This window comes from Streptomyces sp. NPDC093261 (assembly GCF_044753645.1).
In the GTDB taxonomy this organism is placed as follows: Bacteria; Actinomycetota; Actinomycetes; order Streptomycetales; family Streptomycetaceae; genus Streptomyces.
The window spans coordinates 90,639-113,910 of record NZ_JBIVNO010000025.1 but is presented as its reverse complement, the minus strand read 5'-3'; the positions used below and the strand labels follow the sequence as shown (position 1 = coordinate 113,910).

At 68.5% G+C, this 23,272-nt stretch carries 19 protein-coding genes and 2 pseudogenes; 9 read left to right on the top strand and 12 right to left on the bottom strand.

What is annotated here, in order from left to right:
* Together ACIP94_RS34250 and ACIP94_RS34245 are read right to left on the bottom strand one after the other, a co-directional pair.
* On the bottom strand, positions 1-849 hold an 849-nt coding region (locus tag ACIP94_RS34250; RefSeq protein WP_402434597.1), incomplete at its 3' end, for a class I SAM-dependent methyltransferase.
* Positions 830-2,482 (bottom strand): GNAT family N-acetyltransferase, encoded by a 1,653-nt coding sequence (locus ACIP94_RS34245; RefSeq protein WP_402434594.1) that lies wholly within the window; start codon positions 2,480-2,482, stop codon positions 830-832. The genes ACIP94_RS34250 and ACIP94_RS34245, both read right to left, overlap by 20 nt.
* 111 nt (positions 2,483-2,593) lie before the next feature.
* On the opposite strand from ACIP94_RS34245, the pseudogene ACIP94_RS34240 reads away from it, so the two are divergent.
* The 3 genes and pseudogenes from ACIP94_RS34240 (at position 2,594) to ACIP94_RS34230 (ending at position 4,781) form a co-directional block, all read left to right on the top strand.
* Positions 2,594-3,059: pseudogene (locus tag ACIP94_RS34240) on the top strand (Lrp/AsnC family transcriptional regulator).
* A gap of 273 nt (positions 3,060-3,332) precedes the next feature.
* Complete coding sequence (locus ACIP94_RS34235; RefSeq protein WP_402434591.1) at positions 3,333-3,875, top strand: MOSC domain-containing protein; 543 nt, start codon at positions 3,333-3,335, stop codon at positions 3,873-3,875.
* A gap of 165 nt (positions 3,876-4,040) precedes the next feature.
* Complete coding sequence (locus ACIP94_RS34230) at positions 4,041-4,781, top strand: class I SAM-dependent methyltransferase (protein WP_402434588.1); 741 nt, start codon at positions 4,041-4,043, stop codon at positions 4,779-4,781.
* A gap of 64 nt (positions 4,782-4,845) precedes the next feature.
* On the opposite strand, the pseudogene ACIP94_RS34225 reads toward ACIP94_RS34230, so the two are convergent.
* Positions 4,846-5,509 (bottom strand): annotated as a pseudogene (locus ACIP94_RS34225) (IS5 family transposase).
* Between the two features lie 127 nt (positions 5,510-5,636).
* Here ACIP94_RS34225 and ACIP94_RS34220 point away from each other — a divergent pair.
* Positions 5,637-6,035, top strand: coding sequence for a DUF6234 family protein (locus ACIP94_RS34220; protein WP_402434585.1), 399 nt, complete (start codon positions 5,637-5,639; stop codon positions 6,033-6,035).
* Positions 6,036-6,391: 356 nt separating this feature from the next.
* A complete protein-coding gene (locus ACIP94_RS34215; protein ID WP_402434582.1) occupies positions 6,392-6,808 on the top strand; it encodes a hypothetical protein in 417 nt (138 codons plus the stop codon).
* A gap of 592 nt (positions 6,809-7,400) precedes the next feature.
* Here the strand turns inward: ACIP94_RS34215 and ACIP94_RS34210 are convergent.
* Positions 7,401-8,003 (bottom strand): hypothetical protein, encoded by a 603-nt coding sequence (locus ACIP94_RS34210; protein ID WP_402434575.1) that lies wholly within the window; start codon positions 8,001-8,003, stop codon positions 7,401-7,403.
* Positions 8,004-8,337: 334 nt separating this feature from the next.
* Here ACIP94_RS34210 and ACIP94_RS34205 point away from each other — a divergent pair, with 334 nt between their 5' ends.
* Both ACIP94_RS34205 and ACIP94_RS34200 read left to right on the top strand, forming a co-directional pair.
* Positions 8,338-8,703 carry a hypothetical protein gene (locus ACIP94_RS34205; protein WP_402434572.1) on the top strand — a complete coding sequence of 122 codons (366 nt, stop codon included), beginning with the start codon at positions 8,338-8,340 and terminating at the stop codon, positions 8,701-8,703.
* A 760-nt stretch (positions 8,704-9,463) separates the two neighbouring features.
* Positions 9,464-10,063: a 2'-5' RNA ligase family protein gene (locus ACIP94_RS34200; protein WP_402434570.1), complete on the top strand. Its 600-nt coding sequence runs from the start codon at positions 9,464-9,466 to the stop codon at positions 10,061-10,063.
* A 211-nt stretch (positions 10,064-10,274) separates the two neighbouring features.
* Here ACIP94_RS34200 and ACIP94_RS34195 read toward each other — a convergent pair whose 3' ends face one another.
* The 4 genes from ACIP94_RS34195 to ACIP94_RS34180 are packed head-to-tail and all read right to left on the bottom strand — an operon-like array spanning position 10,275 to position 14,096.
* Positions 10,275-11,693 carry an NAD(P)/FAD-dependent oxidoreductase gene (locus ACIP94_RS34195; RefSeq protein ID WP_402434567.1) on the bottom strand — a complete coding sequence of 473 codons (1,419 nt, stop codon included), beginning with the start codon at positions 11,691-11,693 and terminating at the stop codon, positions 10,275-10,277.
* Positions 11,690-12,889, bottom strand: a complete 1,200-nt coding sequence (locus ACIP94_RS34190) for a DUF6545 domain-containing protein (protein ID WP_402434564.1) — start codon at positions 12,887-12,889, stop codon at positions 11,690-11,692. The genes ACIP94_RS34195 and ACIP94_RS34190 overlap by 4 nt, the downstream gene beginning before the upstream one ends.
* A 5-nt stretch (positions 12,890-12,894) precedes the next feature.
* Positions 12,895-13,464 (bottom strand): toxin-antitoxin system, toxin component, encoded by a 570-nt coding sequence (locus tag ACIP94_RS34185; RefSeq protein ID WP_402434561.1) that lies wholly within the window; start codon positions 13,462-13,464, stop codon positions 12,895-12,897.
* Positions 13,465-13,472: 8 nt separating this feature from the next.
* Positions 13,473-14,096 carry a hypothetical protein gene (locus tag ACIP94_RS34180; RefSeq protein WP_402434558.1) on the bottom strand — a complete coding sequence of 208 codons (624 nt, stop codon included), beginning with the start codon at positions 14,094-14,096 and terminating at the stop codon, positions 13,473-13,475.
* Between the two features lie 1,185 nt (positions 14,097-15,281).
* Here ACIP94_RS34180 and ACIP94_RS34175 point away from each other — a divergent pair.
* Both ACIP94_RS34175 and ACIP94_RS34170 read left to right on the top strand, forming a co-directional pair.
* Positions 15,282-16,454, top strand: coding sequence for a PP2C family protein-serine/threonine phosphatase (locus ACIP94_RS34175; RefSeq protein WP_402434555.1), 1,173 nt, complete (start codon positions 15,282-15,284; stop codon positions 16,452-16,454).
* A 322-nt stretch (positions 16,455-16,776) separates the two neighbouring features.
* Entirely contained in the window at positions 16,777-17,247 is a 471-nt protein-coding gene (locus ACIP94_RS34170; RefSeq protein ID WP_402434552.1) for an SRPBCC family protein, read from the top strand.
* A 98-nt stretch (positions 17,248-17,345) separates the two neighbouring features.
* Here ACIP94_RS34170 and sbnA read toward each other — a convergent pair whose 3' ends face one another.
* The 4 genes from sbnA to ACIP94_RS34150 form a co-directional block, all read right to left on the bottom strand.
* Positions 17,346-18,389, bottom strand: a complete 1,044-nt coding sequence (sbnA, locus tag ACIP94_RS34165; RefSeq protein WP_402434549.1) for a 2,3-diaminopropionate biosynthesis protein SbnA — start codon at positions 18,387-18,389, stop codon at positions 17,346-17,348.
* 54 nt (positions 18,390-18,443) lie between these two features.
* Positions 18,444-19,520, bottom strand: coding sequence for a 2,3-diaminopropionate biosynthesis protein SbnB (sbnB, locus tag ACIP94_RS34160; protein ID WP_402434546.1), 1,077 nt, complete (start codon positions 19,518-19,520; stop codon positions 18,444-18,446).
* A complete protein-coding gene (locus tag ACIP94_RS34155) occupies positions 19,517-20,521 on the bottom strand; it encodes a TauD/TfdA family dioxygenase (protein ID WP_402434544.1) in 1,005 nt (334 codons plus the stop codon). The genes sbnB and ACIP94_RS34155 overlap by 4 nt, the downstream gene beginning before the upstream one ends.
* A 238-nt stretch (positions 20,522-20,759) precedes the next feature.
* Positions 20,760-23,189 (bottom strand): Pls/PosA family non-ribosomal peptide synthetase, encoded by a 2,430-nt coding sequence (locus ACIP94_RS34150; protein WP_402434600.1) that lies wholly within the window; start codon positions 23,187-23,189, stop codon positions 20,760-20,762.
* Between the last annotated feature and the right edge of the window lie 83 nt (positions 23,190-23,272).

The window sequence follows — 23,272 nt, the reverse complement described above, 5'->3', positions numbered from 1 at the left end:
CACCTGCCCGCACAGCGCGTTGAAGCAGGAAGCCCCCGGAAGGGTCAGATGACCCAGGCCGGAATCCCTGGACTTTAGGCCAGGGAGCACGTCAAAGCGTGCAGGATCCGCAGGCCCCCTTGTGTCTTCGGCGTCGTGGCGGACGTCCAGTCCCGCCGCTCGGCACTGTTCGACCAGCCACGAGGACGCGATCCGCAGCTTGGGGTAGCTGCCGGCCTGCTGCTGCCATGAGCCGTTCGTGCGGGTGTGGAACAGGTCGTGGACGATCACCGTGTCCTCGTCACGGTATTCCAGGAAGCAGGTGAGCAGCCGGTCCTCGCTGCTGCGTACCGGAATGAAGCGGTCGGTGCCGCGCAGCTCCACTGTGAGGTCGCGGTAGGTGACGGCGAGGTGGCCGCCCGAGGCGAGGGCACGGTTGATGTGGCCGAGCAGCACGGGGACGTCCGCCTTGGACGGGAGGTGGGGGAGCGTGTCCCCCATGCAGATGACGGCCGCGACCGTACCCGGCTCGGCCGCCTCGGGCAGTACGGTGCGGATGTCGGCGTGCACCGGCCGGACGGCGGCGGTGTCCTGGGCGTACGTGGCGAGCTCGTCGAGGAGGCGGCGGCTGGTGTCCACGGCGATCACCGAGGAGAAACCGAGGCGTACCAGGGCCAGCGTCTGCGCGCCGGAGCCGCAGCCCAGGTCGATGGCCGGCCCGCCGTCCACGGTTCCCGACAGGCCGAGTTCCGCGAGCAGCGCGGCCTGCCGGTCCGCGACCTCGTGGACGTCGCCGCCCAGCATCCAGGTGTAGTGCTCGGCCAGCAGCCGGTCGTAGTGGTCGACGGCGCTACCCGCGGCGGGGGTCATGGCGTGCTCCTCCGGGTTGTCGGTACGCCTCGCCGTCCCTCGCTCTGCGCGAGCAGCGAGGCGTCGGGCCAGGTGAAGCGGAGCTTGGCAGGGGAACCGGCGAGCCGGGACGGTACACCGCCGGGGGCGACACCGGCGCTCTTTCGACGCAGGTTCCGCCCAGGGCCCGGTAGAACTCCTGGGCCGCTGTGTTCTGTTCGAGCACCCACAGATAGAGGGCGCTGCCACTCGCGCGTTCGGCAACGGCCTGCGCGGCACGGGAGAGCAGCGCGGTGCCGAGGCCCATGCGTTGGCGGTGCTCGACGAGGTGCAGGTTGTCGATGAGGCTGCCCCAGTGGCCGTCCTCGTCGAAGACGACGTGGACGAATCCCGCGAGTTCGGTGTCGTCCTCGGCCACGACCGTCGCACTGCCGCTCGGGTCGGAGAGGCGCAAGGACCAGACGGACCGCCGGTCGGCTACGACATCCCCGTCCAGGAACGCGTCGGAGTACGCACCGCGGTAGTGCCGACGCCAGTTGTCGGCGTGCAGCAGTGCCATGTTCTCGGCGTCACAGGGTTCCGCTGCCCGGAAGCGCAACGGGGTCGTGGGTGAGCCGGTGGGGCCGGCGGCGGCACGTAGGCGTCGCCGGGCCAGTTCGCTCGCCGCCTGCGCCGGGGTCTGGCCACGGCGCTGCGCGGTGTCCAGCAGGTTGTCGACGGTGTCCTCGATGGCATCGACCCGTGCACGGGCGTCGTCCGCACCGATGTGGTGGAGTTCGGTGCTGATGGCGTGGATGACGCCGCCTGCGCCGGCGACGAAGTCCGGTACCCAGAGGATGTCGCGCTGGTGCAGCAGATCAGCGACATCCGGCGTGGCGAGCTGGTTGTTCGCCGGTCCGACCACGGCACGGCAGCGCAGCTCCGCCACGGTCTGCCGGGTCAGGACGGAGCCGAGTGCCGCGGGGACCACGATGTCCACGTCCGCGGCGGTGATCTCCTCGGGTGACTGCCAGACAGCGCCGAGTTCCTCGCTGACCTTCCGCTTGCCGGGGTCGATGTCGGTCACCGTCAGGGCGGCTCCCTCTGCGGCGAGAAGGCGGGCGAGGCCGGCGCCCACGCGGCCCAGGCCGATCACGGCGAGAGTGCGGCCGTCCAGGCTGGTGGTGCCGTACAGCCGTCGGCTGACGGCCCGTAGGGCAGCGAGCGTTCCCTGCGCGGTGTGCGGGGACGAGTCGCCGCTTCCCCCCAGTTCCGTCGGCTTGCAGAACACGTGGGGGGTGGATTTCCCGATGACCGCCATGTCGGCGGGTCCGGTCCCGACATCCGGTCCGGTGGCGTATGCACCGTCCAGCGATGCGATGACCTCGGCCGCGTCACACAGGACGTCGTGCCGCCGGCCGGCACCGAGTTCCATCCCTTGAGGCAGCGCTACGACGGCCTTCCCGCCGCCGTTGGACAGCCCGGCCACGGCGAACTTCGAGGTCATCGCGGCAGACAGGCGAAGGGCGTCGGTGAGACCGTCCCGCCAGTCGGCGTAGTGCCAGAGCCGGAGGCCGCCGGCCGCCGGACCGAGTGCCGTGGAGTGCACGGCCACGATCACCGGCAGACGGGAGCGCCGACCAGTGTGGATGGCGACCTGCTCGTGATCGAGCATGGGACCTCCGCCCTTCATTCATCCGATTCGATGACGCCATGCTGCGCAAACGTCTCCTTCGCCGCTCACCCGACCGAACGCATGGCTGATATTCGGGTACGGTCGTCGACCATGGACGAACTTGATTCGGCGATTGTCCGGCTCCTCCAGACAGATGCACGGCAGTCCAACCGCGAACTCGCCCGGCAGCTCGGCATCGCGCCCTCGACCTGCCTGGAGCGGGTCCGGGCGCTCCACCGCCGGGGCGTCATTCGCGGCTACCACGCCGACATCGACCCCGCTGCCCTCAACCGCGGCGTGCAGGCGCTCGTCTCTGTTCAGGTGCGCCCCCTCAGTCGCGACATTATCGACGCTTTCAAGGGCTTCGCCAGTGGTCTGCCCCGAAGTCCTGCACACCTTCGTCCTCTCCGGAGGCGATGACTTCCTGCTTCACGTCGCCGTACAGGACCTCGACCATCTGCACGCCTTCCTCACGGACCGGCTCAGCAAGCGCGGTGAAATCACCGGCTTCCGCACCTCGGTCATCTTTCAGCAGGTGAGCAACACCGTCCCCGCACGGCTTCCCGTGCCCGGCTAGCACTGCCCCGGGTGGATCCAGGGGCGCGGAGCGGACGGCCCAGGGCATGGTCAGCCCGCCGGTGCCTCTTGCCGGGCGAGGCCGGAGACACTGCCCTTCGATCCGGCGGCTCCACGCCTGCGCTGCGCCGTCGCAGAGTTGAACGAAGGCAAGACCACCGGACGTCGCGTGCGCGCCCGAGTAACGGCCCTACTGATCGTGACTGTTGCGCCCTGAGGCGCGAGAGTTAGGCTCCTGGCTGACCATTGACCACTGACGAGGGGGTTCCGAGGCATGAGCGGGCGAGTGACGGCGGTCAGCAGTAACAACGAGTACTCGTTCACCAAGCCGAACCGTGACAGCATCAGACTGCTCGCCGGCCTCGGTGTGGAGGGGGACGTGCACGCCGGTGTGACGGTCAAGCACCGCTCGCGCGTCGCACAGGATCCCACCCGGCCGAACCTGCGCCAAGTCCACCTCATTCATGAAGAGCTCTTCGTCGAGGTCGGCGAAGAAGGCTTCAAGGTGGCGCCCGGCGAACTCGGCGAGAACATCACCACGCGCGGCATCGATCTGCTCGGTATGCCGGTCGGCACCTTGCTGCGCATCGGTGACTCCGCGGTCCTGGAAGTCACCGGCCTCCGCAACCCCTGCCTGCAGATCGACAACTTCCAGGGCGGGCTGCTGAAGCAGGTCGTCGGCCGCGACGAGGCGGGGAACATCGTGCGCAAAGCCGGAATCATGAGCATCGTGAGGGAAGGTGGCGTGGTGCGCCCTGGCGACACGATCGAAGTGGAACTCCCCAGCGGTCCGCACCGGGCCCTGGACCGGGTCTGACCGGCCTCCCGGAGGCGCCAAGGCCCAGGAGTCTGCGAGCGCGTCTGCCATCACCCAGGGCTCGTCCGGCGGATCATGGGCCGAGCCAGGGCCGGACCGAGGCGAGGGCCGGCCAGTGCCCTAATCGTGTTGACCGCCCCCGGCAGGCAATGCTGGAGTCGGCACGTGGACAGCATCCCCGCCAACCGGCGGCTCTGGAACCAGATCAGCAGCGCCTACCAGCACGAGCACGACCCGCAAATCGGCGCCACACCCCGGCTGTGGGGCATGTACTCCATCCCCGACGCGCACCTGCACGCCCTGGGCGACGTCACCGGCAAGCGCGTCCTCGAACTCGGCTGCGGCGCCGGCCAGTGGTCCAGGGCGCTCGCCGCCGAGGGCGCCACCGTGGTCGGGCTCGATCTGTCCGAAGCCCAACTCGCCGCAGCGGCCCGCACGATGGGAGCGGCCCGCTACCCGCTGGTGCAAGGCGCCGCCGAACAACTCCCCTTCGCCGCCGATAGCTTCGACCTGGTGTTCTGCGACTTCGGTGGGCTCAGCTGGGCGCCCCCGCACCTGGCCGTCCCGCAGGCCGCACGGGTCTTGGGCCGAGGCGGGCGCCTGGTGTTCAACGTCGCCAGCCCATGGTTCGAAGCTTGCTACGACGAAGCCGCCGGCCGCGTGACCACGATGCTGCAGCAGGACTACTTCGGGCTGAACACCATCGCCGAGGGCGACGGCGCGACCAGCTATCAGCTCACCTACGGCGACTGGGTCAAGGTCCTGCGCGGCGCGGGTCTCATCATCGACGACCTCATCGAGCCGCGGCCCGAACTCGGAACACTCAACGGCTACAACGAAACCGACCCACCCGACTGGGCACACCGATGGCCGGCGGAACTGCTCTGGGTAACCCACAAACCGTAAGTTCCGCCGCGCCGAGACGTGAAGGCGTCCCCTCGCCGGTCGGGCCCAGGGCCTGACCGGCTGATCACGGGCGGAGCCAGAGCCGGATCGAGGCGAGGGTGGCGGTCCCGTGGAAGACGTAGGCGCGTTTCTCGAAGCGTGTGGCCACGGCCCGGAAGTTCTTCGACGCGTTGATCGTCCGCTCCACTTCGTTCCTGCGTTCGTGGATCGTCTTGTCGAAGCCGTCGGGCCGTCCGCCCCTGCTGTCGCGTCCTTCTTGGTGGGCCCGGTGATCTCGGGGCTCGGTAAGGGTGTGCTTGATCTGGCGACGTCGCAGGCAGCGGCGGTTACACCGGGAGGAATACGCCTTATCGCCGCCCAGGTTTCCCGGCACCCGCGGAGGTCTCCTGCGCGCTCCCGCCGCATGCTGATGACTCCGGCAGAACGTGGAGTCCACGCTCACCATCGACCAGTCGATACGGCCCTCGGCATCAGCGTCGGCCGGCACGGCCGCGAAGATCTTGTCCCACGTGCCGTCCGCCGAGCACCGCCGGTGCCGCTCGTAGACGGTCTTCCACGGACCGAAACGCACCGGTGGATCCCGCCGGGGAACCCCAGTGCGCTGTCGATACAGGATCCCGTTGATGATCCTGCGATGACGGACCCAACGACCTCCACGCCGGCCCGGACTCGGGCAAATGCGGCTTCAGTCGGGCCCACTCCTCATTCGTGAGATCTCTCCGCCCCATGACCATGCCAACGAGCCAACCCACGAACGGTCACAAGATCCGCCGGACAGGCCCTGGCCGCTCCACCGGAGCAGAGTTGGGTACGGGTACTCATGCGCGTCAGCACCAGCCGCGGCATCCTGCACTCATGACCGAGACCCTTCCCGCCCCGGAACGCCGGCGCCCCTGGTCGCACCGAACACGCCCGGGCGTGGACCTCGCCCTGGCGATCCCGCTGTTCCTGTTGGAGACCGCCTGGCTCGTGCTGGACTGGATATACGGCTACGGCCTGGAGGTATGGGCAGCGCAAGGCGAACAAGCACAGATCGACGCGGCCAGCCTCGCACACATGGGGCGGCTGCGGATGCTGCTGATCGCCGTTCTCATCCTGGCAGTCCTCGCGGCCATCTTCCGAGCCCGTTGGACGGTGATCGCACATCTGCTGGTGGCCCTCCTGGCAGGTGGATCGCTGACGGCCGCGCAGCACGAGTGGGACCACAGCCACAGCCCGCAACCCGGATGCATCCGCTATAGCGCGAACTGCTGAGACCGCCGGGCGCGGATCGAGCCATGGTGTCGCCTGTCACCCACGTATGGCGCAACCACCGCTCCCGCGCGCCGAACATGCCTCCTGGCGTAGCCGGCCCGTGCCGACGACCTGTCGGGGGAGCGCTCATCTGCGAACCAGCGCGCACTGCTCGTCTTGACGAACCTCGACGTGACCCAGTACCTGTTTTCGAAGTCCCCCGCTGAGTTCGCACGGCTCAGAGTCGAACGGAGCCCTCGGCCGATGCGGCCGGCCGTCGTTGAGCGAGCTAGGTCGTTTCGTTCGGCTCGTCCATCGAGTCGGGCCCTCGATGGCTTCTGTAGCCTGCTCTTGGCTGTGTGTCGGGGGGAGCTGACGTGGAGAACATCGTGTCCGTGGCCATCGGGGCCTGTCTCGGCCTTATAGGGGCCGTGTTCGGTTCTTGGTTCACTGCGCGCCGGCAGGACCGCATGTGGCTGCGCGAACAGAAGTTGAAAGCCGGGATCGGCTTCAACGCAGCCGTGGTCCAGCTCATCGACTACCTTCGGGAAACACAGCTGAGTGACGATGGCGCCGGGGCTAACGAGTTGGCGGGCCGGATGCAGGAAGCCCGGTCAGCCCTCTACCTGCTGTGCGCCGACGACACCGTCGATCTCGCCGCCGCTCTCGCGCGTCGGGTCTGGAGTTCCCGGCCCAGCGAGGGCAGGGACGATCGAAGGGCCGAGCACAGGGAAACGGAGGATCTCCTGCGCCGCTTCACCCATCAGCTCCGGCAGGAGATCGCGAGGACGTAGTCTCGGCTGGTTCTCCGGTGGGAGGATCGGTGCAGATGTCGCGGTTTGGGCAGGTGCGGGCCGAGGACATGACGCTGTCCTTGAGGACGGTCAGTCCCGTGCGGCTTCTTGGGAGGCGGGCTGGCCCCTCCGGCGGGAAGCGCGGCGGGTGATGCGCAGCCAGCGTTCCTCGAGGGCGTCGCGGTCGTGCTGGGCCTCCCAACGCATCGTCTTGCTACGGCGAGCATCGAGTCGTGATCAATCTGCGGTTTTGCTCTTGTGACGAGACCTGGGTAGATCGTCCTGTCTCAATCGTCCGCGAGATCCGCGATACCCGCGTCAGCGTGCGGGACGTCGCCGAACAGTTGCGGAGCCGGAAGCTGTAGCGTGCTGCCCCTATGCCAGGCCGGGACACGCACGGCGCGAGCGGGACCGTCGAATCACCTCCGCTCGCGCGCAGAGGACATCCGGGCCCGCGCTGCCGGCGCGCCTGCCTGCGTGCGAGTCGTGGGAGCGCCTGGTCGAGACGACAACGAAGTACCGTCTCGGCGAGCGGGCCAGCGGTCCGCTCCACGACGAGCGGCCGGCCCCCGTGGAGATCAGGCTGTGGGCGTCAGCCCGTCATAGCGGACTTCTGTCCGGACGGGGTGACGGCGTACCACTCCCTGTCTATTCCCTGGCCGTTCGCCTGCCCGGCCTTTGTGTCGCCCATGTAGCGGTACAGCGGCCAGCCGGCGAGGGTGAGCTGCTTCATGCCGTTCCGGTGGACCGTACCGAGAAGGCTCCTCTCAACACCCGAAGTCTGCACGGAGTCCTGCACGATGACAGGCATCCACGTCTTTGTGCATGCACCGGAGCACGTCCACTTCGAGGGACTCGCCTGGTCCTTGTCGTAGCGGTAGAGGGGCATCCCCTTACCGTCGGTGACCACGGTGCCGATGCCCTTCATCGCCTTGGCCATCACCATGGTGGTGGTGGCCATGTGCCCGCTTACGGAGTCGCCGCTGTCGGTCGGTGCCGAGGTAGCCGGTGCGGAGGTAGCCGGTGCGGAGGTCGCGGGATCGGACGCGGCCGACGCGGCCGGGGCAGCGCTGCCCGGGCTCGTGCCGTTCGAGGAGCCGCACGCCCCCAGCAGGAGCGCGGAGGCGAGCCCTACGACGAGGCTGGGGACGATGCGTCGCGGGATCAAGGAGAAGCCCTTCGTTGGTGGTTGCATCAACTTGCTCCCTTATTACGTCGTGCATCTCCCGTCCTCTCAGCCGCTGACATCACATGACACACTCTTGACCATCGCCGTGCCCGCTCGGGGCGGGGTACCTGAACCGAGCGCTCCGCGTCACACCTCTGCACCGTTGGGGAGGACAGCAAGCAGCCGTCCGTTGATGCTGGGATCTGACACCGGGTGCGCCGTCTGTTCGGGAGCCAAGCGCATGGATGGGAGCGTGGCGCCACAGCGATGCGCTGCTGAAGGAAGGGAGTGATACGTCCGCATGTCACACCACGCCGCGGCAGCGCGGGGGACCACGTGGCCGGCCAGGTGGGCGGGAGCTGTGCTGTCCCTCGCGGTGGCTGCCATCCATGTCATCGACCAAGGCGGTGTCACCGCCACAAGGGCCCCCTACTACATCGGCATTGCCTACCACGTCCTGGAGATCGCGGCCGTGGTCACCGCCGTGCTGCTCCTCATCGGCCTCGTCCGGCTGGGATGGCTGCTGGCGATCGGGGTCGCCGCAGGCCCCTTGCTGGGCTACATCCTCTCCAGGGGGCCGGGACTGCCCGACTACGGCGACGACATCGGCAATTGGACCGAACCGCTCGGGCTGGCCAGCCTGGCCGTCGAAGGGGCCCTGCTCCTGCTCTCGGTGCCGCTCTTCGTCGGAAGATGGCGGAACCTTGATGGGAGGGCCGATGGCTGAACGTTGCCGTAGTGCGGCCGGATGCGGTGCCACTCGTCGGCGCTGTCGGCTCACATGAGGGCGACCAGCAGTACCGGGTGCCGACGGGGTCCGGCGCCCGGCGGGGGCGGCGGCTTTCAGGGCCCGGGCCACCCCGCTGTCAGAAAGCGGGACACCTCGTCACCTGGATGCCCCCCTGGAGTAGCTGGGGCGCGCTGCCCACCGGATGCTGACCTGGAAGCGGCACCACGTGACACAAGGTCACTTGGCCGCGCCCTGACTCTCACCAGGAGAATCCCGTGCGCCACATCGAACGTCTTCGCCCGTAAGCGGTCGCCGGCCTGGCCGCTGCCTTGTGCTACGCGCCCCTGGCGTCGGCTGCCACGCGTCACCGTCCACCTCATCCGCTGACCTGAGCCGTGCCGACCCCGGGGGGAGTCGACGAGCCGGGAACGCTGGGCTGCGTGAACGCCCGGGCGCCGGGCATCGTCAGGCGTCCCGTAGGCTCTGGCGAGTACGCCCACCATGTCGGCCAGGCCCCGGTAGGAGGCCCAGTACGTGCCCAGGACGAAGTCCTGCGGCCGCCGCGCCGGGCCGGCCGTACGCCAGATACCGGGGACCCCGGTCCGGGCGGCCGGTGGGCCGGATGACACCGGCCAGACGCCGGACCGCTGCTGCCCGGCAGACCCGATGCGGGCGCTCCTGCGAATCCGACCGTTCGCCGAACCGGTCGTCACCGAGGCTCCGAACGGGTTCCGGGCCCATTTGAGACCATGACCATGTGGACGGGAATCCGGATTTCGGCGGGGCCGAGCCGGTGGATGCGCTTGAGGTGGCGCCGACGGCCCGGACGGCGGTGGCGTGGCTTCCGCCGCGTGAGCTCTGTCCGGTGATTCAGGACATCCGCTGGGAACACGATCCGCAGGTACGGAGGTGGCCGCCGCATGTGAATCTGCTGTTCGGCTTTGTGCCGGAGGCGGAATTCACCCGAGCCGTGCCGCTGCTTTCCGCAGGGGCGGCCGAGACCACGGCGTTCACGGCGCACCTGGCCGGAGTGCGGTATTTCCGGCACCGGCACTACGCGACGGTGTGGCTCGATCCCGCCGCGGCGGGGCCGGCGCCTTGGGCCCGTCTCCACCAGGAGCTTGGGATGCGGTTCCCGCTCTGCCGTGGGCGCGGCGGCCGCTTCACCCCGCATCTGTCCCTCGGCCGCACCCAGGATCCGAAGCGCCTGGCCGCCGAGTGTGCCGTCCGGCTCGGCGCGCTGTCGGCGGTGGTCGAGGAGGTGGTCCTCCTCTCCCGGCGCGGCGAGGGGCCCATGCAGCCCCGGGCCGTGATCGCCCTGGGCACGGGCGAAGTCCGCCGGCTCCAGGAGTGCTAGACGATGATCAGGTCCAAGTCTGTGGACCGCGCGTCGGTCGGAACATCGTCAGGCCCGGCGGATTCGGAGGAAGCTGCGCCGGTCCGTCTCCGCGAGGGACAAGCCGGCGGGCCGGTGCGTCGGTGGCACCCCGGTCGCTTGGTGTGGGGCTGTGTACGGGAGGGCCCCTCACGTCACTCGTTCGGGGCCCACGGGGTGCGCTGCCCACAGGTCAGGCGATGGTGATCGCCTGCCGTTCTTCATCGGTGAGCGGCGGATGAGCCAGTTGCGGCTTGAGCGGGCCGCAGATGGCCGCTACGAGGGTGCTGGGCCGGACGAGGGTGTGCGGGCCTGCTTCGAGGGTCATGACGTCGGTGACATCGCGGGCGACGCGACCGGAGCCGGTGGCTGTGTAGATGAGCCGGTCCACGAAGCGGGCGGCGATGCGTTCCCCCAGCGTGGGCCCGTCTTGGGTGGCGCCGGGATAGAAGACGTCCGACCCGGCTGCGAAGGTCCAGGCCGTGTTGATGTGACGCGTGATGCCTTTCTGGATGTGTCGGGCGAGTCCTGGTGTGGCCCAGCCGTGCCGGCGTACGACATTCTTCAGCGTGACGGCGCTCAGCGCGGCGACGGACATGCCATGGCCGTAGATCGGGTTGTACGCGGCGACGGCGTCCCCGACCACGACGAGCCTGTCCGGCATGGCGACCTTTTCGTAGAATCGTCTGCGATTCACCGTCATGCGCGTGACCTTGACATCGGTGAGGGGGGTGAGCTTCTCGATGACCTCGCCGACGATGGGGTGGCGGAGCTGAAGGGCGAAGGGCAGGAAGTCGTCCTTGCTGCTGGTGGGTTCGCCGCCTCTGGTGCCGGAGAGCGTGACGAGCCAGCGGCCGTCTTCGATGGGCAGGATGACGCCGGACTGACCAGGGCCGCCTCCGCGGACGGTGGCCTGAACGCTGATGATGGGCCACGCCATGCGGTGCGTCTTCTCGGGCGCGCGGTAGATCCGGCTGGCATACACGAGCCCGGAGTCGACTTCACGGACAGCTGGTGCCTGAACACCGAGGTCACGCAGCCACGCAGGGGTGCGGGAGGCCCTGCCGCCGGCGTCGACGACCATGTCCGCGAGGAGGGTCTGCTCTTGTCCGTCGTCTCGGCGGATACGGACGCCTGTGACGGCGGAGGCGTCGCCTTCCAGGCCCAGTACTTCCGTTTGCTGCATGACAGTGACGCGGTTGCGGACGCCCATCAGCACCTGGTCGCGGATGACCCAGTCCAGAAGGTCACGACTGCAGCCGATCACGTGGTGACTCTCGTTCCAGCGCCGGAACCACCCCTGTGGGCTGTAGCCGACCATCCCGGTGGTCAGGGGGATTCGGCGTGCGCCGTGCGCGGCGAGGGCCTTGGCGGTGCCCGGAAGGAGGGTTTCGATGGCGTTCGCGCCGCCGGACCAGAGCAGGTGAGCGTGGTGCGCCTGGGGCAGGCCCTTTCGTGATGTGGGACCGTCGGGCAAGGTGTCCCGTTCGATGATGACGACGTCCGCTTCGTCGGCGAGTGCCTGCGCGGCGAGCATCCCCGTCAGGCTCGCGCCGATGACGATCGCGCGTCCGGGACTTCCGGGGGTGGGTTCCGTGGTGCTCGCGCTCATGACCTCACGCTTTCTTCTTGGGTGGTCGCGGTCCAGTGAGCCCGCTGCACGCTGTGGCTTCGGCGTAGCGCGCGGGAGATCGACACGAGATCCTGCATGCTCTCGGTCGGCAGCCGCAGCGGCTGCTCGGGGGGCCGTCGGCCGGCGGCGCGCATATGCGAGACAGCGGCTGTGATGGTGATGGCATCTGCCACGGCCTCGGCCGTGGCAGGTTGGCTGCCGGCGGCGAGGTGATGTTCTCTCACCTGTTCGCGCAGGGCGGCGTCCATGAAGGGAGCCGCCTGCCGTAGCGCGTCACGGATGAAGGTCTGCCGCAGAGTCAGGCGCAGCTTGAGCGGGGCAAACCGGCCGAGAGCCACAGGCGCGGATGCGGCAGGGACCGAGTGCAGCGCGCGGGCCAGCGGGCCCAGAGCCCAGTACTCCCGGTGGGTGGTCAAGCGGTGGGACAGGCGCTCCCCGACGTGGGGCAGGATGAAGCCCAGAGCGATGAGCAGGCCGACCAGGGCGGCGATGGGCGGGGCCAGGTCGGTACTCATCCAGTCCAGGTCGTCGCGGCCGGTCCACCTGGCGACCACGGGCGTCAGCTTGGCCACGTCGTAGATCAGGTTCATGGCGTAGCCGACGCCGAGGAGTACGACGCCCTTGTGGAGCCAGCCGGTTCCCCTTACGCGGCTTTCCCAGCTCCACAGAAGCGCGGAGGTGATCAGTACGGCCACGGTGTGCCCGAGGAGGTACAGCACGATCATCTCGCGCATGTACGGGGTGGTGGCGTAGTAGGTGTCCAGGTCGCGCAGCCGCTCGACGTGGTGGTCGCCCAACGCGAAGAGGATCCACAGGACGACGAGGAGGGTTCCATAGCTGCCGTAGACCCAGTATTTCGCGCGGCGGATGTTCTCCGGTGGCCCGCCACGCCATTTGATGATCAGCAGCAGACACGAGGCGCAGAAGCCGGTGAGCAGGCTGTAGACCCAGGGCGCCGAGAAGTTCGTGACTCCCGTGATGCGGTTGACCACGGCGATGGTGGGCGGCGCGGCGAAGATGAAGACACCGCATGCAGCCAGGAGCAATCCGCCCACCTGGCGCAGCAGGGGATTGCGTCCTGCCCGGATGACGGCCGGCAGCTTGTAGGCGAGCGAGACGACCAGGACGACCGCTGTGACGCTGTACGGGTTGTAGGTGATGTCGCGTATGTTCACAATGATCAGACCTGCGGCCCGGGATACCCCAGCGACGCATTGATGCGGCGCGCTACGTCGTCCAGGCGCCGGACGCCGATGTCGGCGGCTTCGACCAGCCAGGTGCGCATTTTACTGCCCAGGAGCAGGCCGAACGTCTCGGCGGCGACCTCCTCTTCTTGCTGCGAGTGGCTGCGGGCCGCGACACGGCGGGCCACTTCCGGCCAGTCGACCTCAGCCGCCAGCGCCGCCCGGGCGGCCACCGCCGCGCCGCCGAGTTCGTGTCCGCAGTGCCCGGCGTGCATGTGCCACAGCTCGTGCCCCAGGACGACGAGCTGGTGATCCGGGGCGAGACTCTCCTCGACAACCACCACATCCTGTTCACCCAGGTCGAGCCACAGACCGGTGGTGCTGTTGGCGATCTCTTTGGGGAACTCTCGGATATGCAGTACGACCGGTCGGCCCCGGCGGTGGCTCATGGCTGCGCACAAAGCCTCGAAGATGGTCCTCGGCTCGGCGGGAACATCGATCTGCTGGGTGACTGCCGTGCTGAGCTCGGACATCAGCTTGCGCTGCGCTTTGCCCACCGACCGCATGGCGGACCTCACCGGGTCTCCTCCTGTTCCATCCGGGCCACGGTGCTGGCGACGCGCTGGAGGTCCTTGGCAATGCTCGCGACCATCTTGGTGACCTCCACCAGTTGGTCCCTGCTCCACTCCGAGGTTCTGCCGGCGATATGCGCTACACCGAGGTCCTTCAGTTTCTTCTCGGGATCGGCCCGTATCTCCAGATCGAAGAGGACCTGCTGGAGTTCCCGGTTCAGGGCGTCGGCCGGTGAGTCCGTGAGAAAGCCGGCCGGCACACCGTAGAACTTGGCGAGATCGTGACCGGTGACGATGCTGGGCTTGGCCTCCCCTGCCACGAGTTTGCGGGTCCATGCGGTGGTGGCGCCGATGCCGGCGGCGATCTCGCGGATATCGAAAGAGGCGCCTTGTCTGCTCTTGCGGGATTCGTAGAGGAACGTCACGCGGTGCCGCACCCGTGCCTCCGCGTCTTGGTCGCTCAGTTCCTCACCGGCGAGCAGGGCGCGCACACCGTCCTCGGGGATGCCGGTTTGGTAGGACAGGCGAGCCATGTCGAGGACATCGTCACGGTCGAGGTCGCATAACTCCCGCAGTTCCTCGATGCGGGCCAGGGTTCGGTGTAGCGGAGAGTAAGGCTCACTCACGTGTCAAGCTCCCAGGGAGTGACGGTAGTTGGCTGTGGCTTGAGGGTGCGCACTGCCCTCGAACCTACGGGCTTGAGCGATCCTAAGCTAGATACGAACGATCATTCTGAGTGGAAACGTTCGTTTTTCGAATCGGGCGACGTCTGAGAGGCAAGCCGTCCAGGGCAAGCTGAGGGGGCCGAGTGGAAACGGGCGCTGAAAGAGGGCACTCGGGCATTCGGGCGCGGTCCGGATCGGCCCTGTTCGGGACATAATCTGCGGCCTCGGGGGGCTCAAAACGGGCAGACATCGGGGCCGTTGAGGTCGATTACGGGCGGCCTCCATGTACGCGTGGGGCGGTATGGCTCTGTTACGCACAGCAACCGGGCCCGCGATGCCCGAACGGACCGAGTGCGAACCGGGGACCAAGGGGACGGGGCCGGGGGACGGGGATGCGGGAAGCGGAGCGGCAGCACCGGATCCTCGGGCCGGGACGACAGAACGCCCTGGCGGGTTCGGCCGGGGGATGAGTCGGAACACCGTACTCCTCGGGAGGACGGACGGTGACGGAGAACGGTCGGCTGCGGGTCGAGACTCTCGGGCCACTGCGGGTGTACGCCGGAGCGCGGGAGCTCCTCCTCGGGCCCCGGATCCGGTCGAGGTGGCGGGCCCGGTGACCGCGCCGGGCACGGGGCGTCGCGGGCGCCGGAAGGGGAGTGGCGGCGGTCCGGACCCGGCCGCTCTCGGCCAGGATCGAGGAGTTGAGATCACGCAGCTCGGCCGAGGGGGCGATGCCGAGATCCTCGGCCAGCAGCTCGCTGCCGACCTCATCGAGCGGATGCCGGCCCGACCCCTCCCCACTACAGGCGGGGGGCGGGCGTCCCGGGCTGCCGACGCGGGTCCGGCCTACGACCGCCCCGGAGTGCGGAGAGGAGGACGGAGTCCCGGCGCCGAGCATCGGGGGCGACAGGAGAACGGGACGCGTCGCTCACAAGGTCGACCCCGCCGTCCAGAGCGCGGCCGCCGGTGAGGCCGGTCGCCGCCGCCGATGAGTCCAGTCGCCTGTCGTACGAGCACCTGGGACGTCGACGAGCCCGGATCATCGCTGCCCAGTTCGATCACTGGCAGCAGAGTGGGACTGCACCCGTGTCCCGGGGCGGACGACCCCCTGCGCATATACCGCCGCGAAAGGGGCAAACGGGGAATATGGGCGTACTGCGCATATCAGGGGACCGCCTGGAGCGGCGTGCGGGGCGCGGACCGCTGGTGATCGCGCTCACACTGATCGTGGCCATCACTCTGACGGACATCGGCATCGGAACCAGTGTTCACCTGGGCCCGTTGCTGGTCATCGCGCCGACCCTGACCGCCTCCTTCCACGGCCCCCGGCTGACCGCTCTGATCGGGGCTCTGGCGCAGGCAGCCCTGGTCATCATCTCCATATTCCACGGCGGGCTGACCACGACCAACCACGTGGCGCAGCTCATCGCCTTGGCCGTGCTGTCAGCTCTCGTGGTCTTCATCTGCTACGCGCGGGAGCGGCGCACCCGGGAGCTGAGCCGGGTGCGGTCGGTGGCCGAGACGGCACAGCGGGTCCTGCTACGGCCTCCACCTCGCCGGGTCGGACCGTTGCGGGTGGCCTGGCTGTATCTGGCCGCCCAGGACGAGGCCCAGATCGGGGGCGACCTGTTGGCGGTCGCCCGCGCCGCGCACGCCTGCACCCGGGTGCTCATCGGCGATGTCCGGGGCCATGGCCTGGCCTCCATCGGTGAGGCATCGGTGGTGCTCGGCGCGTTCCGTGAGGGCGCTCACCGGTACGCCACCTTGCCCGAGCTCGTCAAGGCCGTCGAGGACAGCGTCTGCCGGAACCTGGAGGAGGTTGCCGATACCGCGCACGACCCCGGCGAGCACTTCATCACCGCCATCGTCCTCGACATCCATGACCAGGACGCGCAGGCTGAGGTGATCAACTGCGGTCATCCGCCGCCCCTGCTGGTCCACGGTGGCCAGATCACCGTTCTGAACTCCCGCCGCCCCGGGCCACCACTGGGCCTGTGCGCCCTGTGCGTACGAAGCGACCGCCCCGATCGGTTCACCTTCGAACCCGGTGACATGCTGTTGCTCTACACCGACGGCGTGATCGAAGCCCGCTCACCGAACGGAGACTTCTACCCACTCGCCGAACGGGTCGCTGCCTTCCCCACCTCGGGCCCCGACGCCCTGCTGCACCACATCCACCGCGACCTGCTCGCGCACACCGGCGAGCAACTCTCCGACGACGCCGCTGTCCTGGTCATCGAACGCACTGCCCCGCGCCACCTGCACCTGCCGGACCTCTCGGCCCGTCCCAGCGGACCGCCCCCACCCACATCCCGCTGACCGTCACCATCGGCCCTCCGTGTCGGGGCGGTAAATCGTTCGGTGTAACTCCGAGTCGCGGAATCGGGCCGGCAGGAACGGCGGCGACTCACGCAACGGTAAACGCGGTAGGACCGTGCTGACCGACGCCGGGCCGGTGGAGAGGGCCGTGGGTTGATGTCCGGTCGCTCGGTCGTGCCGATCAGGTGCGGAGCCAGATGACCAGGGTGGGCAGCGGTGACGGTGCCGAGGCGGACGAAGCCGCGCTGGTCATGACACGTAGCTCTCCGGCGAGTTGGTCGATGAGGACCCCCATCGGGGACCTCAGTTCTAGAATCGGCTTATGGGCAGGACAGACCGCGCCAGCCGGGTGATCGGGGCACCACCGGCGACCGTCTACGGCGCCCTCCTCGACCGGGAGTCCCTCGAAGCCTGGCTGCCGCCGGACGGCATGCGAGGCCGAGTCGAGAAGTGGGACCCCCGGCCTGGTGGCGGGTTCCGGATGGTCCTCACCTACCTCGACCCCGCCGACAGCCCCGGCAAGACGTCAAGTACGACGGACGTCGTAGACGTCAGGTTTGCCGCCCTGGTGCCACCGGAGCGCCTGGTGCAGCGGGCGGTGTTCGAGGCTGACGACCCGTTGTACGCGGGCACCATGACGATGACCTGGCACCTCACTGCCGCCGGTGACGGGACCGAGGTGACCGTCACCGCCACGGACGTGCCACCCGGCATCGACCAAGCCGTCCACGAGGCCGGGATCGCCTCGTCGCTGGCCAACCTGGCGTCGTACGTCGAAGCGCGGTCTGGCTGATCCGCAGACCGTCGGCGGCGCCGATCCACATGTGGCCGGGTCCTTTGCCCACGGCGGCGGGCGCCGGCTGCTCGTCGCCATCGCGTGGTTACCGTACGTTACGAACGCGGTATCTGCGGCCGCCTGCCCGGCGACCACGCCGAGGGTGCTGAGCGGGTCTCTCGGGAATCAGCATGGGGCTCCACGTCGTCGGTCAGGACATCGTCGCCGTAGAGATCCTGGATCCAGTTGGCTTGGTAGACGGTCTCGAGATAGCGCTCACCGAGGTCCGGGGCGATGGCCACCGCGGTGGGGGACGGCGTGTCACATCGGGTCAGCCAGTCGATCGCCCCGCTGACCACGGTGCCCGTCGAGCCGCCGAAGAGAAAGCCGTGCCTGGCCAGGCGATGGCAGGCCCGGACGGTGTCGGCCTCTTCTACCTGTATCGCCTCATCGACGTACGACGTGTCGAGCAGCGGCGGTCGCATGCTCATGCCGAGTCCGGGGAGCATCCGGCGTCCAGGTGCTCCGCCGAAGGTCACCGAGCCGACGGTGTCGACCGCAACGATCCGTACGCGGCGGTGCCAGTGCCTGAACCAGCGGGCACATCCCATGAGCGTTCCGGTGGTGCCCGCCCCGACGAACAGAACGTCAAGCCGGGGGAACCAGCGTGCGATCGCCGGCGCCGTCCTGCGGTAGTGAGCCTTCCAGTTGTTGGCGTTGGTGTACTGGCTCAGCCACACATACCGTTCGTCGCGTGCGCATTGCCTACGGACGTAGTCGAGACGCGCGCCGAGGAAACCACCGTGCGGGCTGGGCTCGGTGACGACGTGGACCTGGGCGCCGAGCGCCCCCATCAACAACCGGGTCGACAGGTTGCAGCGCGAGTCCGTGACACACAGGAACCGGTAGCCCTTGCTGGCCGCTACCACGCTCAGGGCCACGCCCATGTTGCCCGACGAGGACTCCACCAGGACCGAATCGGGCGTCATGACCCCTGCCCGCGCTGCGGCCTCGACCATCTCCGTGGCCGGCTTCAGCTTGATAGAGCCGGCGAAGTTGAAGCCTTCGCACTTCAGGAACAGCGGCTGCCCGAAGATCGACCGCAGGTCGACGTAGAGGTCCTCCTCGTTGAAGCTGTAGGGGTCGGAAATGACTGGCACGATGGCCTCCGTGGGTTGCAGAGCGGCTCGGTGCCCGGTGGTGCCGCAGGCCACTCATCCGTAGCGGTTCAGCTCGTGGAAGAAGTCGCCGACGACCTGCAGGTCACCGGACTCGGCGACCTGGTCGTAGACGTACTTGCCGACGGCCAGATCGAGTACCCCCAGGCCGAAGGGTGAGAAGACCACAGGACGGCCCGGTGGCGGTATGACGCGCCCGGCCATGACGTCTTCCAGAGTGCCGTCGAGGAACTGCCGACCGCCGCTTACCTGTTCGGTCAGGTGCGGGGATGTGTCGGCTCGCAGACAATGCTCGATGTCATCGACGAAGTTGGCCGAGGCGAGCAGCACCGTGGGTGCCAGGTCGCGCAGCGATATGTGGAGCACGAGCGGACCGTGCGCGAACCATTCCGGGTCGTGGACGTGCGGACGGGCGGCGACCGTGGCGAAGACCACCAGGTCGCTCAGGCGGATCACCTGCTCGGCGTTGTCGTGCACGGTGACGGGCCCCATGGCCCCGGACTGCTCCAGGCAACAGCGGAAGGCCGCCGCGTTGTCCGGCGACAGGTCGAACACGCCGATGTTCTCGAACGACCAGCCGGTGCGGGCCAGGAACGTGTGGATGTAACGGGCGATCAGCCCCGTTCCCACAAAGCCGAGGCGGGTCGGGCGCGGCCGGTGTCGACTGAGCCAGTCGGCGGCCAGCGCGGCCGACGCCGCGGTCCGGGAGGCGCTGATGATCGAACTTTCGAGGCATGCGAACGGATAGCCGGTGTCATGGTCGTTGAGGATGAGCACCGCCGATGCCCGGGGAATGCCGGCCGTCACGTTCTGCGGGAAACTCGAGATCCACTTGAGGCCGTCGACCCGTGTCTCGCCTCCGAGCGACGCGGGCAGCGCGATGATCCGGGATGACGGACGATCGTCGAAACGCAGGAAACAGGAGGGCGGGTTCACCGAGTGTCCCGCGGCGTGCAGTCGGTAGGCGGCTTCGACCAGCTCCACGATGTGCCGTTCCTGTCCCAGCAGCGCGCGCTGCACCTGTGCGCCGGAGATGACGGCGAAGGGAGGCACTCGCTGTGCCCCGGACGCTGTGAGCCGGGTGACGGGGGAGGGGGAGTAGGTGGTGGTCATGGAGTGATCACCTCCACGGTCGGTGAGCAGTCGGTCAGTTGCACCGCGTCGGCCAGGGCGGCCAGGACGTTGCGCGCTCCTTCGTAGGCCTCTCTGCTGTGTGCGGTGCGCAGGTTGTCGACGAGCAGCAGGTCGCCGTCCTGCCACGGCTCGCGTACGGTGTGGGCCTGGTAGACCTGGTTGATGAGGTCGACCGTCTTCTGTGAGAGGGCGTCGCCATTGCCGTAACGGGTGTTGAACGGCAGCCCGTCGGCGCCGTAGACATCCACCAGGTACTCCCGTATTTCCGGATCCAGTGTCCACTCGCTGAGGAACGCGATCTGGTTGAACCAGCAGCGCCGCCCCGTGCGGGGGTGCTGGACCACGGCGCTGCGGCGTTGCCTGGTGCCCAGACCGCCGTCGGGGCGCCAGGCGAACTCGATGGCTGCGGCGCGACAGTAGTCTTCGACGGCCGCGCGGTCGTCGGTGCCGAACGCCTCCGCCCAGGAGGCGCCGATGTCGTCGATGTAGTTCCGGGTGAGCAGCCAGCCTTCGTGTTCGAACCGCTCGACGAGGTCGCCGGGCAGTGCGTCGAGTACCGTCGGCGAGTCGGCGAGGGCGGTCGCGCCGCCCCTGGTGGGCGCACTCAGGCAGGCGAATTGCATCATGCCCGGGAACCGGAGGGCGTAGCTGAGTTCGTGGTGCATGCACATCGGCTGGTTGGGCGGCCACTTCGACGACGAGTAGACGCCGCCGCCGTAGGAGCGCCGTGTGGCGAATGCCTCCTTTTCGATCATCAGGCCGGTAGCCAGCCGTGCGAAGACGGAGGCGGTCTCGGAAGGGTCGTGCAGGCCGAGACCGCGCACCATGACGGCGCCGTGCTCGGTGACAAGGTTCCGCAGCAGGTCCCGGTGTTCGGCCGCCCAGCGGGGTGGATCACCGGTCGGGCCGGTGGTCAGCACCGGTAGGGGGCCGACTCGCAGCGCCGGTCCGACCGGACGTGTGGTGAATGAGGACGACATCGCGCATCGCCTCCGGTGGCGGTTCACAAAACGGGAGAGGACGACGCGACGCCGGCCTCGATCGCCCCGCGCGACCGCGACCGCGCCGGCGTGCACGCCGGGAACGTACAGCAGAGCGTCCTCGACCTCCTCGGTCTCGACACGGCAGCCGCGGATCTTGACCTGGCTGTCCCCGCGGCCGAGGAACTCCAGAAGTCCTCGTCGTCGGGCTGGGACACCGGCACGTGGGGTGCGACGGTCATCGGCCGCACCTCCTCGCCTCGTCACGGCCCCGATCCAGCTCCCGAGCCGGATTCCCGCCCCACCGGGAACGCGGTGGAACCGCCTCGCCCTTCATGAGGAACGAGTCCGCGGCGAGCACCGCACCGTCGCCCACTGTCACGCCGTAGTGGACCAGGGCGCCGACTCCGAGCGTGCAGCCGCGGCCGAGCGTGGTGCCGTCGGACTTGAACGTGCCGTCCTCCTGCGAGTGGCACTGGATGATGCTCCCCGCGTTCAGCGCGCACGCGTCGCCGATGGCCACCATCGACCGCTCGGTCACGTAGCAGCCGTCGTCGAACACCCTGCGCCCGATCCGGACACCCAGGAGGCGCCAGATCACGTTCTTGAACGGAGTGCCGTTGAAGACGCGCAGATACGTCTCCGACGGCACCTTCCAGTAACGCTCGCGCCACCAGAACCGAGGGTCGTAGATCGAGCAGTACAGCGCTCCTGGGCGGCGCACCGCGATGACGACACGCTCCACCAGCACGAAATACACCGCGGTGAAGACCAGGACGAGCACATCGGCCAGCGCGACAGCGAGCGCGCCGAGCAGGGTATAGGGGTCGGCCGCCCCAGCGGCGAGCAGGACGGCACCCATGACGTAGATCCATCGCACCAGCAGATACCAGCCCATGGTGGCCGCGTTGTGCCTGTTCTTCGCGGCGAGACCACGGCGAAGACCCTCGCCGCTCCTCAGCCGGCCGAACCGGCTGTCGCGCAGGACCGACCGCGGGATCTCGAAGCTGGGTGAGCCCAGCAGCCCCACGCCTTCCCGGATCTCGCCGTCGACAGGGACCATGACCTTCGTCGCCAGAAGGCAGTTGTCACCCGTACGGGACCGCGCCGGATAGGCGATCCGGTTGCCCAGGAAGCTGTGCGCCCCGATCGATGCCCGGGACACCCGGAACGCGGTACTGGAGAAGTCGGCATTCACGATCGACAGCCCGTCGGCCACCATCGTTCCGCTGCCGACGGAGCTGAGGAACGGGGTCTCGTGCCTCACTTCCGTACCGAAATTCGACCCCGTCTGCTCAAGGGACGAGAAGTCGTAGCCGATGCTGCGCAAATAGTGGACGATGCAGGAGCTGTCACCGAACAGACGGGTGAGGAATCTCCTGTTGGTCAGCCGCGCAACAGCCCGGTGAACCGAGTGGCGCCATCCGTACAAGGGATAGTCGCGGCCCGGAACGACGACCCGCCGGAGCACACGGGGCATCACGCCGATGAGCAACAGGCCGAGCGGCACACCGCCGAAGACCAGAACGGCGGCAGCCACCGCGACATCACGGTAGAACGTGCCGCTGGCCAGGACCGCGGGCCCCGGCTCGACGACCATTCTCAGTTGCGGAACCGCGACCAAGAGGATGACCGCGCCACCGACCGCGAACGGCACGTACGCAAAGAATGCGGTCGCCAGCTGCAGGACACTGTGCAGGGTTCTGCGCACGGTGGCGTGGGGCAGCTCGCCCACGACCTGGAAGTTCGCCTCGGCCGGCTGCGCCGGGGATCCGTGCCAGCGCTCGCCGGCGGGCACCGCCTGTCCGCTGTGCAGCGAGGAGGCATGGCCGAGCTGGGCTCCGTCGCCCAGCGCCGTCCTGATGTCGAGCACCGTGGCCTCGCTGACGAGCACCGACTTCCCGATGCTGACCGGGCCCTGCTGGATCACGCCCCCGTGTGCCCGATAACAGGCGAAGAAGGAGTCCTTCCGGATGACGGTTCTCTCACCGACAGTGAGCAAATCGGTGCACACAGGCACGTTGCGCGAAAGGATCACGACGCCCCGCCCGATGCGGGCGCCCAGCCCCCGTAGATAGAGCACGTACAGCGGCGAGCCGACGAACAACACCAGCGGATCCGAGCGGATCAGCGTCCTGACCACCCAGAAGCGGACGTATGCCAGGGACCAAATGCGGATCTGCCCCGGCTTCCACCGACCTACGAGCGCCCACTTCACGAGGATCGGAACGACGCACAGCCCCACGAAGCAGGCCCCGCCGAACAACACCGACCTCATATACACATCGGCCATGCCCGACCCGGCGGAGATCCAGTCATACCCCCATGCGGTGGCCATCGCCGCCAGATAGGTGTAGCCGAGAAAGGCGAGGGCTTGAAGGCATCCGCACAACACATACTCCGTCACGCCCGCCGTGGAACCAGGTGGCGGCCCCGCGGCCCGCGCCTCCCGCTCCCGGCCCGGAGTCTGCGGGAGCGTGACGCGCGGCGGTGCGGTCCCCGGTACCGCTGCCGCCAGCTCCCTGATGGTGGGATGTTGGTAAACCTCCTTCATCGACACCGAGGGCAGATCCGCCCTCTTGCGAAGCCGCGCGCAGAAATGCGCCATCACGAGGGAATCGGCACCCAGGTCGTCGAAGAAGTGACGGTCGACCGGCACCTGCTCCATGCCTACGACGTCCGCCAGCACCTCCGCGAGAGCGTGCTCAAGGGATTCGACCGGCTCACCACAACGAGGCGACTGGGAAGTCC